The 13171-nt window shown below is 72.9% G+C and carries 11 protein-coding genes; 6 read left to right on the top strand and 5 right to left on the bottom strand.

Annotated elements, in window-relative coordinates:
• Window positions 1–152 precede the first annotated feature (152 nt).
• The gene (locus BX266_RS35390; protein ID WP_099906742.1) at window positions 153–1505 is read right to left on the bottom strand and encodes a hypothetical protein; all 1353 of its coding nucleotides are present in this window, start codon (window positions 1503–1505) and stop codon (window positions 153–155) included.
• A 93-nt stretch (window positions 1506–1598) separates the two neighbouring features.
• Here BX266_RS35390 and BX266_RS35395 point away from each other — a divergent pair, with 93 nt between their 5' ends.
• Window positions 1599–2171: a QsdR family transcriptional regulator gene (locus BX266_RS35395; protein ID WP_143687074.1), complete on the top strand. Its 573-nt coding sequence runs from the start codon at window positions 1599–1601 to the stop codon at window positions 2169–2171.
• A 395-nt stretch (window positions 2172–2566) separates the two neighbouring features.
• The gene (locus tag BX266_RS35400; RefSeq protein WP_099906745.1) at window positions 2567–3211 is read left to right on the top strand and encodes a GAP family protein; all 645 of its coding nucleotides are present in this window, start codon (window positions 2567–2569) and stop codon (window positions 3209–3211) included.
• Between the two features lie 275 nt (window positions 3212–3486).
• Here BX266_RS35400 and BX266_RS35405 read toward each other — a convergent pair whose 3' ends face one another.
• Both BX266_RS35405 and BX266_RS35410 read right to left on the bottom strand, forming a co-directional pair.
• The gene (locus tag BX266_RS35405) at window positions 3487–3702 is read right to left on the bottom strand and encodes a hypothetical protein (RefSeq protein ID WP_099906746.1); all 216 of its coding nucleotides are present in this window, start codon (window positions 3700–3702) and stop codon (window positions 3487–3489) included.
• Between the two features lie 76 nt (window positions 3703–3778).
• Window positions 3779–5218 carry a hypothetical protein gene (locus tag BX266_RS35410; protein ID WP_259465012.1) on the bottom strand — a complete coding sequence of 480 codons (1440 nt, stop codon included), beginning with the start codon at window positions 5216–5218 and terminating at the stop codon, window positions 3779–3781.
• A 425-nt stretch (window positions 5219–5643) separates the two neighbouring features.
• Between BX266_RS35410 and BX266_RS35415 the strand changes: the two genes are divergently transcribed.
• Genes BX266_RS35415 through BX266_RS35425 form a run of 3 tightly spaced genes read left to right on the top strand, consistent with a single transcriptional unit; the run spans window position 5644 to window position 9479 of the window.
• Window positions 5644–7281, top strand: coding sequence for a DUF4331 domain-containing protein (locus BX266_RS35415; RefSeq protein WP_099906748.1), 1638 nt, complete (start codon window positions 5644–5646; stop codon window positions 7279–7281).
• Window positions 7278–8123 carry a class F sortase gene (locus tag BX266_RS35420; RefSeq protein ID WP_099906750.1) on the top strand — a complete coding sequence of 282 codons (846 nt, stop codon included), beginning with the start codon at window positions 7278–7280 and terminating at the stop codon, window positions 8121–8123. Before BX266_RS35415 ends, BX266_RS35420 begins: the two co-directional genes overlap by 4 nt.
• Window positions 8124–8159: 36 nt before the next feature.
• Complete coding sequence (locus BX266_RS35425; RefSeq protein WP_099906752.1) at window positions 8160–9479, top strand: tetratricopeptide repeat protein; 1320 nt, start codon at window positions 8160–8162, stop codon at window positions 9477–9479.
• Window positions 9480–9500: 21 nt separating this feature from the next.
• On the opposite strand, the gene BX266_RS35430 is transcribed toward BX266_RS35425, so the two are convergent.
• Window positions 9501–9845, bottom strand: a complete 345-nt coding sequence (locus BX266_RS35430; RefSeq protein ID WP_099906755.1) for a hypothetical protein — start codon at window positions 9843–9845, stop codon at window positions 9501–9503.
• 29 nt (window positions 9846–9874) lie between these two features.
• Window positions 9875–11638, bottom strand: coding sequence for a nickel/cobalt transporter (locus BX266_RS35435; protein WP_259465013.1), 1764 nt, complete (start codon window positions 11636–11638; stop codon window positions 9875–9877).
• A gap of 414 nt (window positions 11639–12052) precedes the next feature.
• On the opposite strand from BX266_RS35435, the gene BX266_RS35440 reads away from it, so the two are divergent.
• On the top strand, window positions 12053–13135 hold the full coding sequence (locus tag BX266_RS35440; RefSeq protein ID WP_099908670.1) for a HoxN/HupN/NixA family nickel/cobalt transporter: 1083 nt from the start codon (window positions 12053–12055) through the stop codon (window positions 13133–13135).
• The last annotated feature ends 36 nt before the right edge of the window (window positions 13136–13171 follow it).

The raw sequence follows: 13171 nt of genomic DNA on the forward strand, positions 1-13171 counted from the left end.
CGGCGCACCTTCTCGGCCACGATGAATGACCACCGGCGCCCGAGGCACCGGTCCGCACTCCCTGAGCCCGTTGCCCGGTCGGACGTCAGGAGCGATCGGCTGGCAGCACGGGCGTTGCGAGAGGTGGCCGGCCGGCCGAGCGGCGCAAGCCGTCAGCCCGTCCTGCGGCCCAGGGCTTCGAAGGACTCGGTGGTGGTGTAGGCGCCGGTGGGCAGGTAGGGGCCCATGACGGCGCGTTCGTCACCGGGGACGCGGGTGTTCTGCACGGCGTGGCCGAAGGCGGGGGAGGGGAGCATGTTGCGCAGGACGAGCATGGAGTTGTCGAGGTGTCCGGCTCCGTCTCCCTCCGGGGACAGGCTCAGCCAGTTGACGCCGTTGGCGGGGGTCGCGTTGCGGGGCCGGTCCTGGGGCAGGCTCAGGACGACGGTGTAGTTGCCGTCCCGGTCGGTGACCAGGTCCTCGTCGTCGATGCACGCGACGGCGGCGGTGGTGGCCATCGACTCGTTGCTGCACAGGGACCAGTACCGCAGGTCGGTCCCGGCCGGCATGCGAGGCGCGCGATCGACGGTGGCAGGGGTGGTGGGCAGCTTGCCGTGCAGGACGAGCACGTTGCCGTAGGCGCGGCTGACCTCCGCACTGACGTACTCGTTGTCCTTGTTGGAGTACTGGCCCCCGCTCTTGGCCGGGGTTCCGCCGCACTGTCCCTGGAAGACGCAGGCGATGGTGGCGGCCGAGTTGTAGAAGGAGTGCCAGACGGGCGTCGCCTCCGCGGGGAAGCCGACGGGCCTGCCGGGCTGGTCGCGCAGCGCCCGGTAGGTGTCCGGCGACAGCGAGGTCAGCGGCAGTGTCTCGCGGTGCTGGGCCTGCACCGCGTCACAGGCCGCCCGGCCGGTCACCGTGGTGCCGTCGGCCAGGTGCAGCGACGGCCGGGGCAGGCCGGTGCCGCCGGTGGCGTCGCGGCCGCGGTCGGGCAGGTAGACGCGGTAGAGCAGGACGGTCTCCGGCTGGCCCGGCACACCCGCGTACAGAGTGTTGGCGGCGCGGGCGCCCGCGTCGGCGGGGCGCTGCGCGCCCACCACGGTCGCCGTGTACGAGCGGTGCGCCTCGCCCGCGCGGCGTGCGCCGGGAAGGTACGGGTTGCGGGAGCCCGCGTCGGGATTGGTGGAGACGTCGTTGAGGGCGTCGGTGGGGGCGTGGTTTGCGACGTCGTAGCTGTTCAGCGACTGGTAGCGGGCATGCGCGTACTCGCCGTCGAAGGTCAGTGTCGCGCCGGCGGGCAGCGTGAACATCGCCGCCCAGTACGTCGCTCCGCTGTCGGGGTAGGCGTAGTTCTGCGCGCGGCTCGCCAGGCTCGGTGTGGGGCCGAACCAGAAGCAGTCGGCCGCGACCCGGCCCTGGTCGGCGGGGCCGCCCCGGGTGGTGGCGAGGGCGGGCGGGGCGAGCACGGTGGTACCGAGCACGACGGCTGCGGCCGTCGCGGTGAAGCTTCCACGGAGAGAAGGCATGGCGGGGCTCCTCTGGATGCGCACGGCTTCGTTACCGGCGAGTTGCGACGGGACGCTAGCCCTCGAACGGAACACTCGTCAATAATGTTCCGCATGGCAGAGTCGGAACACCCCGATCCCCCGGACGGCCCGGGCAAGCCGACCCGCGACGCCGCGCTGCGCCTGGCCCGCGAGTGGTTCCTGCGCGCCGAACGCATCGACATGCGAGAACTCGCCACCGCCCTGCGCGTCGGCCGCACCACGCTGTACCGCTGGTTCGGCGACCGCGACGGCCTGATCGGGGAGGTGCTCGCCCGCCTCGCCGACCAGACCTGGAACCAACTGGTCGCCGATGACCACGGCACCGGCGCCGAGCGCGGACTCGACGCGATCCGCCGCTTCATGCACGTCACCGCGGCCTTCCCCCCGCTGCGGACCTTCGCCGCGGCCGAGCCCGCGGCGGCCCTGCGCGTGCTGATGGCCGACGGCAGAGCCGTCAGCCAGGCGCTGCGCACCGGCTTCACCCGGGCCCTCGCCGCCGACGGCACCGCCCCGTCGGCCGAGCAGATCGAGATCATGGTGCAGTTGGCCACCGCCCTGGAGTGGGCGCCCATCGTGATCGGTGAGGAGCCCGCGATCGACCGCGCCGTGGCCCTGATGCGACACCTGCTCGACGCGACAGCCTGACCTCGCCGCGGCCCACGGCTACCGCCGCGCACGGCACTGCGTTGACGCTCCGCCGGATCCTCCCGCCCGAGTCGGCCGCGGGCGAAACCGGTCTTCCGGAGAGGCCATTCCGGAGTGAGGGCCGGTGGCCGTGGGACCTTTCCGACTCAGCACACCCGGTGCTGCTGACGGTCTCGCGTGATCCCGAGGTGCGGGTCCGGGACCTGGCGGCGTGCGCGCCGACTACCCTGTGCCGGACCCGACTCAGGGGGGCTCACGGGCATGGCTTGCTTGACCTGCCGGGCCGCCGCCTGCAAAGTCGGGATGCGGCACCGTGGCGGCGCCGCGTTCCTCCGCCGACCGGTCCCTGCTTCGCGGGTCACGGACGGTCCTGACACCCGGGAGCGACTACTCCGATGGTCCTCGACCTGGTGGTGATCGGTACGGCCATCACCCTGGGGCCCCTGCACAACAGCGCCTTCATCCTGCTGCTCTGCTCGCGTCGCGGCACCCGCAAGGGGCTGGCGTTCCTGCTCTCGTGGCTGGCCAACCTGATCGCCGTGATCGCGGTCGTGGTCCTGCTGACCGGCGGCCAGCCCCCGTCGCGTCACAGCGCCCCCTCGACCGCCGCGGTCGCGGCGAAACTCGCCATCGGCCTGATCCTGGTGCTCTACGGCGCGCACCGCCGCCGCCGCCCGCCCCGCCCGCACGGCCCACCGCGCTGGACCGCCCGGATCGACAGCGCCTCCTGGATCTCGGCAGCCGCCCTGGCGTGGCTGCTCCAGCCCTGGGGGCTGGTCGGCGCCGGTGCCGCGACGGCCATCGAGGCGGATCTCTCCAGCGCCGGAGACTGGATCGCGCTGACCGGCTACTGCCTGCTGGCCACGCTCAGCCTCATCGTCATGGAGATGTACGCGGTGTGGGCGCCGGCCGCCGCGGAGGCCCGATTGAACACCCTGCGGGCCTGGCTGGGCCGGCACCAGGAGCAACTGATCGTCACGCTCTCGCTCCTCGCCGGCCTGTGGCTGACGGCCGCGAGCATCTACGAGCTGGTCGCCTGACGGTCCGGCGGCCCGGACACCGCCCTGCTCCGGGTTCGGCCGTCGTCGACACGAAACCCGCTCGGGACGCCCCCGGGTCCGCGGGAGTCGGCCGGTGCGCTGTCCGCAGCCGAGATCGCGAACCCCGACGGCCCTGCCACGCGGTTCGCGGTCGGCGGTGATCCCGACAACGCCGAGCACGTGGCCTGGGCAGCGGGCTTCTTCCACTCGGTCTCACCGGCCGGACGAGGACGGCGGTCAGGAGGAGGCCGTGCGAGCACCGGCGGGGTCCGGCGTCAGCGGGCCATCGCCGTCTCGTGGTGCATGCGTGACAGCTTCTCGGGGTCGCGGACCGCGTCGAGGCCGGTGATGAGGCCGGCGAGGGCGTCGATCACGTCGTCCGTGCCCACCACCGGTTCAACGGCGGCGCGGACGACTCCGCCGCCGTCCGTCAGGAGGACGACGTCCGGGGCGATCAGGTCGAGAAGCCGGGGCAGGGCACCCGTCTGCACCGCTCGCCGCGTCGGCGTCGGGCAGGTCCTGTGCCGGCTGGGGGGTGCGGTCGGCACAGGACCGTCGGGCTGCAGGTCAGCTCTTGGTGATGGTGCAGGAGTATGTCGCGCTGCCCGAGCCGCTGTAGGCCTCCACGTCCGCGTAGAACGTGCCGCTGCTCGTCGCCGTCCACCCCAGCGACTCGCCCGCGCCCTTGCCGTCGTTGACCGAGCGGGTCAGGGTGCTTCCGCTCGCGTTCATGAAGTACAGGTCGGCGTCGTAGGCGGAGGGGATCGTGCAGGCGACGGTGGCGGTCTGCCCGGCGGTGAGGGACAGCTTGTAGTAGTCGCGGTCCGAGGTGGACTTCATGCTGCCGGTGACGGCGGCCGGGTAGGTGAGGCCGGTGATGACGTTGGCGGTGCCGGTGCTGTCGTTCGGCTCGGCCTCGGTGTAGGCGGACCCCGTGCCGCCGCCTCCGCCGCTGCAGTCGGTGATCGGGGTGCCGGAGTAGAGGTTGGCGTCGGGGGAGCCGTTCGTCACGCTGCGCGTGTAGTAGCCGCAGGTGGGGCGGTTCTTGAAGTCGAACGTCTGCCCGGCGGTGAGGTGCCAGATCTTGAAGTTCGAGTAGGTGAGGGGCCGGCCGGACACCGCCTGCTCGGGCTGGTGGTCGCCGAGTACGACGTACGCGTCCGAACCGGACAGGGTGGCCAGGCCGTTCTTGTCCAGGAACAGCGATCCGCCGCCCTGCTCGACGCCCACGCCCCAGGCCTTGCCGGAGGTGGTGAGGCCGTCCTTGACGGCGCGCGCGACGAAGGCCATCGTGCGGCCCATGCGGTCGCGGGTGACGAAGTGCGAGTCGTTGATGGTGTCGCTGTAGTTCGGCCAGGCGAACATGCCGGTGGTGAAGGTGACGCTGCTGTCGTAGGGGTTCGCGAGCGCGGTGGCGGAATCCGTGCTGGCGGTGCATGCGTCGTAGACGACGGCGCTGTTGATGTGGTGGCCGGCGCTGCCGCCGCCGGAGCCGCCGCCCTTGGCGATGACGGACTGGACCGAGGACTGGAGTGCGGTCCCCTTCCAGGACGCGTAGACGCACTGGTTCCCGCCGGCGAAGTAGACGAACTCGGCATTGCGCACATCGGTGTTGACCTGCGAGCTGTTGCCGTCGGCAGCGGAGGTGACAACGTCCGTGGTGCACGAGTTGACGCCGGACAGGCCCATGAACACGTCGCACTCGGGTGTCTGGCTGCTCCCGGTGGCTGCGGAGTCGGCGAGGACCACGACGTCGATGCTGCCGCTTCCCCCGGTGATGGCGGCGATCGCCTTGTTCGCGGTGGCGGGCACCACGGCGCCGTCGCCGTTGAAGGTGAAGGCGGGGCCGTTCCAGGACGTGCGGGACACGTCGGAGGAACTGCCGAGCCGGGTGCGGGTCACCGAGGCGTGCGCGGAGGGCGGCGCCGTGACCGCGCCTGCCCCGGCGATGGTGAGGGTGAGCGCGAGGAGCGCGGCGGATCTGGGTCCGGACAGGGCTGAGCGCATGAGGCCTCCTGATGTGGGGGAGCGCCGGCGTGGGGGTGCCGACGCGTATTGCAAGTTACAGGCATAAGCGCCCTCGCAGTAGATGTAATTTCTGTGCTCATTGCAAAGCTTTCCTCCCAGGAGCGCTCCGGGGGACCGTCGGCGATCGGCTCCTTCGCTCCCGGGAAGCCGGCGGCTGGTCCGGAGGCACGGCGGACCGCTCCCACTGGACCGCACGTGTGGAATCGCTGTCCTCGTGGGCGTACCCGAGGGGGCAGGTGGGTGGGGACCGTGTTCGTCTTATCTCGGGCTTACACCTGTGAGTAGTTGACGAGTACTCAGGTCCGCCCCCGTGCCGTCGACCACCGGAATCGGCGGTTCGGAGCGTGTCGGCCCCACCCGGGCCGCGCGGTGAGATCCGGGTCCCCTCTCACGAAAGACAGGCCATGCAGCGTCCGCCGTCCTCGAAGCTGTCCTCCCTCGCCCGCCGTTCCGAGAAGCCCATGGCGGGCCTCGGGGTGCTGGCCCTCGCCGCCGCCGGCGCCCTCGCCGGGCTCGCCCCCGGCGTGGGCCACGCCTCCAGCCACCGGGAAGCACCGCTGATCGCGGGCGACCCGCGGGCCGACAACACGGACGTGTACGCGTTCGTCAGCCCGGACAAGCCCGACACCGTCACCCTGGTGGCGAACTGGATTCCGTTCGAGGAGCCCAACGGCGGCCCGAACTTCTACCCGTTCGCCGACGACGCCCGCTACAACATCAGGATCGACAGCGACGGCGACGGCAAGCCCGACACCACCTACACGTGGACCTTCGCCAACCACTACCGCGACGACGCCAACCAGTTCCTGTACAACACCGGCGTGGTGAAGTCGCTGGACGACGCGACGCTGAACTTCCGCCAGAGCTACACCCTCACGGTCACCGGCCCGGACGGGACGTGCAAGGTCCTGCTCAAGGACGCGCCCGTCGCGCCGTCCAACGTCGGCAAGGCGTCGATGCCCGACTACGGCTCGCTGCGCAAGCAGGCCGTCGTGGACCTCCCCGACGGCGGGCAGAGCTTCGCCGGGCAGGCCGACGACCCGTTCTTCCTCGACCTTCGGGTCTTCGACCTGCTCTACGGCGGGAACCTGAAGGAGTCCGGCCACGACACCCTGACCGGCTACAACGTCAACACCATCGCCATCCAGGTCCCGAAGAAGGCCCTGGCGCTGAAGGGCGACGCCGCGCACAACCCGGTGATCGGCGTCTGGTCCACCACCGACCGCAAGGGCGCCGTCGTCTCGGACAAGGGCGGCGAGGGCAAGCCCGGCGGGGACAAGGGCGGCGAGGGCAAGGCCGAGGGCGCCTGGCGCCAGGTCTCCCGGCTGGGCAACCCGCTCGTCAACGAGGTCGTCGTCCCGATCAAGTACAAGGACGCCTTCAACGCCCTGACCCCGGACAAGGACCACACCGTGACCCCGGTGGTCGACAAGGTCAAGGACCCGATCGTGCCCAAGCTCGTCCAGGGCATCTACGGCATCCCCGCCCCGGCCGCGCCGCGCAACGACCTGGTGGAGATCTTCCTGACCGGCGTCTGCAAGGCGTGCGGGCCCGTCCAGGCCGACCTGAACTCGCAGCTGCTCAACAAGGACGTCAAGAAGGACGCCTTCGTGCCCTCCGAGGAACTGCGCCTGAACATGGGCGTCGCCCCCGCCGCCGCCCCCAACCGGCTCGGCGTGCTGGCCGGTGACCTGGCGGGCTTCCCCAACGGCCGCCGCCTGGCCGACGACGTCGTCGACATCACCCTGCAGGCCGCCGAGGGCGCCGCCCAGACCGGGACCCTCGTCCCGGCGCTGGCCGCCGGGGACGGCGTGAACGCCAACGACCACGCCTTCGGCCACCACTTCCCCTACGTCGCGCTGCCGAACACCGCCGCCGTCAACCAGGCCGTCTCCGACAACCCGGGCGGCTCCGTCGAGGCCGGCTTCGGCGGCCTGTCCGTCGGCGGCTTCCCGCTCGCCGGGGTGGCCGCCATGGCCGGCGGCACGCTGCTGTCGGCCGCGGGCGCGATGGCCCTGCGCCGCCGCTCCGCCCGCTCGTGAACCCGCCCGAACGGGCCGGCCGGCCGCTCCCCGCGAGCGGCCGGCCGGCCGTCGTGCGCACCCGGCTGGCAGCTGCCCTCACGACGTGCTTCGCCCGTGCGAGGGCCGCCGCGACCCGGTCAGGTGCGGGCGCGGCGCGCACGGGCGCGGCACTTCGGGCGGCCGGGCCGCACCGCCTGGCGGGGGCCGGGGCCGTCGCAGCGGGGCTCGCACTGGCGGGGCTCGGTGCGTCGGCCGTCGCCGACCGCCCGGCGTCGCCCGCCCCTGCGCGGGTCGCCGACGTCGGCGAACTGCCCGCCACCGTCCACGGCGCGGCCCCCGCCGCCGCACCGACCTCGCCGACCGTGCCCGGGACGGGAGCCGCCCGCCCGCCGGTCGCCCCGCCCGTCCGGCTCCGCATCCCCCGGATCGGTCTCGACTCCGCCCTCGGCGAGCTGCAGGTTCAGGACGACGGGCACCTCGCTGCGCCCGCCGACCCGGACGTCGCGGGCTGGTGGAGCCAGGGCCCCGCCCCGGGCGGGCCCGGTACCGCCGTCATCGTCGGCCACGTCGACTCCCGCACCGGCCCCGCGGTGTTCGCGGGCCTGTCGGTCCTGCGCCCCGGTGACGCCATCGAGGTGCAGGCCGCGGACGGAACGGTCTCCTCCTTCACCGTCCAGGCCCTGCGCAGCTACGACAAGCAGGCGTTCCCCGACGAGCAGGTCTTCGGCGACACGGCCGGACCGAGCCTGCGCCTGATCACCTGCGGCGGCAGCTACGACCGCGCACAGCGCTCGTACGACGCCAACCTGGTGGTGTTCGCCGCGCCCCCGGCCCATGGCAACGACACCCCGACCGCATGAGCCCCCGTCCCACCCCCGACCGCCTGGAGTGCCGCAGTGAACCGCCCCCGCCTGCTGCCCGCCGCCGTCGCCACCGCCCTCGGCGTGGGACTGTTCCTCGCCGGGGGACTCGGCCTCGCCCCGCAGGGCGGCCGAGCTCCGGCCGGACAGGAGCGGCCCGCCGGCCAGGACGCTTCCGGAGCCGGCCTGGCCGCGGACATCCGCGGCTTCCAGGAGCACCTGAAGAACACGCCCGGAGACGCCCTCGCGATGGCCTCCCTGGGCCTGGCCTACGTCCAGCAGGCAAGGATCACCGCCGACCCGTCGTACTACCCCAAGGCGGACGAGATCCTCACCCGCTCGCTGAACACCGACCCCGCCGAGAACTTCACCGCGATGGCCGGCATGGCCGCCCTCGCCGCCGCCCGCCACGACTTCACCGCGGCCCTGGACTGGTCGCAGCGGGCCGTCGCGATCAACCCCGACAGCTCCACCCTCTACGGCACCCTCGCCGACGCCTACACCCAACTCGGCCGCTACCCCGAGTCGTTCGACGCCGTCCAACGGATGGTCGACCTCAAACCCGGCACCCCCTCCCTCGCCCGCGCCTCCTACACGTGGGAGCTGCGCGGCGACATCGCGGCCGCCACCGCCACCATGAAACGGGCCCTCGACGACGCCAACACCTCCGCCGACCGCGCCTTCGCGCTCTACCACCTCAGCCTGCTGGCCCTGGACAGCGGCGACGCCAAGACCGCCCTCGCCCAAGCCGAAGCGGGCCTGCGCGCCGCGCCCGGCACCGCCTCGCTCCTGGAGGCCAAGGGCCGGGCCGAGGCCGCGGTCGGCCACGACGACGAAGCCGTCACCGACCTGCGGCGCGCGACCGCCCAGGTCCCGCAGCCCGAGTACGTGCTCGAACTCGGCGAGCTGCTCCAGTCGCTCGGCCGCGGCGACGAGGCCGAGCAGCAGTACCGGGTGCTGCGCGGCGAGTGGAAGCTGCTCACCGACAACGGTGTCGTCCTGGACGCCGACGCCGCCCTGTTCGAGGCCGACCACGGCGACCCGGCCGCCGCCGTCGCCATCGCCGAACAGGGCCTGCGGACCCGCCCGTTCCTGGACACCCACGACGCCTACGCCTGGGCCCTGCACGCCGTCGGCCGCGACGCGGAAGCACTCGACCAGTCCGACCAGGCCCTCGCCCTCGGCACCCGCAACGCCCTCTTCCACTACCATCGCGCCGCGATCCTGCGCGCACTCGGCCGGAACGACGAGGCCCGCACCGAGTTCGGGACGGCCCTGGCGACCAACCCCGCCTTCCACCCGCTGCACGCCCCCGCAGCCCGCGCCGCCCTGGCCGAACTCACGCCCGGGAGCTGAACCGCAGGCCGACGGGGCCCGTCACTTCGGTGGCGGTGCCGCCACGTGTCCCGCGTCGCCACCGAGACCGGTGTACAGATCCGTCCACCGGCGGTCGACGGCCGTCGGCGCCCTGCCGTCGCAGTACGCCTTGGTCCCGTTCGCGGTGTAGAACCGCATCATCTCCAGCACGGCCGTCGGATCCGACTTCTCGCCGCCGGTGTACCTGCTGCCCGGCTGCTGCTCCTGGTGCTGGAGGCAGGTCGGCGACGGTGTGTCGGGCTGGGCGTCGAAGCTCCCGTCCCGCTCGCTGCCGCAGCCGGTGAGCAGCGCGGCGGTGACGGCGAGGAGCAGGAACGGGGTGGGGCGGGTACGGCTGCGGTCCACGGGGGTCTTCCTTCGACGGGTACGGGCGTTCACAGGGTCGCGGGCAGGCTGCGGACGACCAGCCCCAGCCCGACGGTCAGGATCAGCAGTGCGGTGAGTAGCCCGCTGTACGGGGCGAGCCGGTGGATGCGCCCGGCTACCGGCCCGCCCTGCACCGCGGCGAGCCGGTCGCCGACCCGGACCAGGAGCAGGCCGACGGCGGTGAGGGTGGCGGCCATGCCCACGCCGTACGCGACCACCAGGGCCGCGCCGAACAGCGTCCGGCCGAGGGCGACCGCGCCCAGCAGCACCACCAGCGCGGACGGGCTGGGGACCAGACCCCCGGCGATCCCGAGACCGATCAGGCTGCGCCGACTCGCCGGGGCGGAGTCGTGCCGGTGATGGCCGCCGAACAGGCCGTGACGGTGACCGTGGTGGTTGTGCGCCAGTTCACCGACCCGGCCGTGGACGTGCGGATGACCGTGCTCGTGGCCATGCCCGTGATCGTGCGGATGACCGTGCCCGTGGTCGTGATCGTGGTGGTGCGGGTGATCGTGGTCGGCGACGGCCGTACGGGCGTGGGCGTGGTGCGGGTCGGAGCCGGTGTGGCGGCCGTCCGGCTCGGGCTCCGGGTCGTGGTCGTGCGGGGTGCCCGAAGCGTGGGCGGCCGTGTGCGCCAACTCCCTGGCCTCGGCGTTGTCGACGCCCGCTTGGGGGTGCGGAAGGCGGGCAAGCGTGCGGGCGTGGCGGGAGCGGCGGACGGCGTCGCGCAGCAGGCCCGCTCCCACCAGGGCGACCAGGGCGCCGCTGAGGACGCCCAGCCAGCCCAGCAGCACGTCACCGGCCAGCGAGGAGAACGTGGTCAGGCCCAGGCCGATGACGATGACCCCGGCAGTGTGGGTCACCGTGACGGTCGCGCCCACGGTGACGGCGTCGCGGGTGCGCCCGCGCCGGCCGGCCAGGTAGGCCGCCATCACCGTCTTGCCGTGCCCGGGCAGCAGGGCGTGCCCGGCGCCGAGCACGATGGAGAGCAGGACCGCGAGCAGGCCCAGGGGGACGGTCAGCCGCTCGGCGGCGCCGACGCTGGCGAGGCGGGTGTCCAGGCCGGCCAGCCAGGCCGTCGGCCCGGAGCCGTCCGCCCGGACGGCCCCCGCCCCCGCCGGTGCGGCGCCGCCGCCCGGCTTGGCGCGGAACCGGGCGCGGGTGACGCCGCTGGGGCTGTCCAGCAGGTCCCTCGGGTAGTCCCGCAGCTCCTTGGAGACCGACTCGGCGGGGACGTCGGAGTCCTCCAGCGACACCCCCTCGCCGCGGGCGGTGATCTCGTTCCAGCCCACCCGGCCCGCCTGGCTCCCACTGTCCACCCGGATCTCGCTCCCGGCGACGGGCAGGTGCAGGTCGGTGTGGAGCACGCATTCCAGCCGGCTGGTGCGCAGCCCGGCGGAACCGTGCTCGTAACGGAACGCCGCCGAGTCGGTCCGCCAGGTCAGCGGCTGTGCGTCCGGACCCGTCGTCACCCGCAGGCGCTGGACCGTCAGGCTGCACTGCTGGGCCGCCCAGGCCGCGCGTTCGGCGTCGTCGGCGGTGCCGTCGCCGTCGCGGTCGACCTTCGGCTGCTCCTGGAGGGTGGGGATCTCGGCGGCGTCGGTGACGGCGAGGGCCTCGACGCTGCCGGGCCGGACGGTGAGGCCGAGGTAGTGGTTGAGGGAGAAGTTGCCCAGCGGGTGGGCGTCGGCGGCGGGTGCCCCGATCGTCAGCAGGCACAGGGTGGCCGCTGCGGCGGCACCTGTTCTGGCAAGGAATCGCGCTGCCGCCACACGGGCCTCCAGGAACACGGCCGGACGGCGCACGACCGGCGGACCCGGCCCGGCACAGGAGCGGAAACGGGGCAAGACGCCCCAGAGCCACCTTCGCGCCCGCCCGCCCCGCCCAGCACCGGTACCGCCCCGACCTGCCGGGGGATCATCCGCACGGCGCAACCACGCCGCCGAGAACCCTCCCGGGCCGGAGCCGGAGGCTCCCGCTCCCGGTCCCACGGCGGACCGGACGCCAACCACGCACTCTCACACGCCCCCGGCGCGCCCCGTGACAGGGCCACTTCCTGCGGTGATAGTGCACGTACGAGCCGGACGCACCCGCGCGGACACTCGCCCCACGCCGGAAGGACGCCCGTGGCCTCCTCACCCGCCCCCCTCACCCAGCCGCAGGCCACCCCACACGCGAAGGTCCCCATCACCCGCCGGGAGTGGCGTCGCCTGGCGGGGATGGCCGCGTTCATCGTCGCCCTGCACGTCATCGGTTGGATCGTCCTGGTCACCGTCGTCGCGCCCGCGCACCACGCCCTGGGCACCAAGACCTTCGGCGTCGGAATCGGCGTCACCGCCTACACACTCGGCATGCGCCACGCCTTCGACGCCGACCACATCGCCGCCATCGACAACACCACCCGCAAGCTCATGGAACAGCGCAAGCGGCCGCTGTCGGTCGGCTTCTGGTTCTCCCTCGGGCATTCGTCCGTCGTCTTCGCCCTCGCCGTCGTGCTCTCACTCGGCGTCAAAGCCTTGGCCGGTCCCCTCCAGGACGACGGCTCCGCTCTCCACCAGATCACCGGCCTGATCGGCACCGCCGTCTCCGGCGCCTTCCTGTACCTGATCGCGATCGTGAACCTCGCCATCCTCGTCGGCCTGTGGAAGGTGTTCCGCCAGATGCGCGCCGGCCACCTCGACGAAGGTGCGCTGGAGGAGCAGCTCGACAAGCGCGGCCTGATGAACCGCCTGCTCGGCCGCGTGACGAACTCGGTGAGCAAGCCGTGGCAGATGTACCCGTTGGGCATGCTCTTCGGCCTCGGCTTCGACACCGCCACCGAGGTCGCCCTGCTCGTCCTCGCCGGCTCCGGCGCCGCCTCCGGCCTTCCGTGGTACGCGATCCTGTGCCTGCCCGTGCTGTTCGCCGCCGGGATGTGCCTGCTGGACACCATCGACGGCTCGTTCATGAACTTCGCCTACGGCTGGGCGTTCTCCAAACCCGCCCGCAAGATCTACTACAACCTGACCGTCACCGGCCTGTCGGTCGCCGTCGCCCTGGTGATCGGCACCGTCGAACTGCTCGGCCTGCTGGCCGACAAACTCCACCTCCACGGCCGGTTCTGGGACTGGATCTCCGGCCTGGACCTCAACACCGTCGGCTTCGCTATCGTCGGCCTGTTCCTCGCCACCTGGCTCATCGCACTCGCCGTGTGGAGGTTCGCGCGGATCGAGGAGAAGTGGAACACCCCTGGCCCGGCCATCGCCCCCGCGGCGGCGAACGAGGGCTGATCAGGTTGAACTCGCCTTGTCGTGGGTGCTGAGAGC

Source organism: Streptomyces sp. TLI_171 (assembly GCF_003610255.1).
Lineage (GTDB): Bacteria > Actinomycetota > Actinomycetes > Streptomycetales > Streptomycetaceae > Kitasatospora.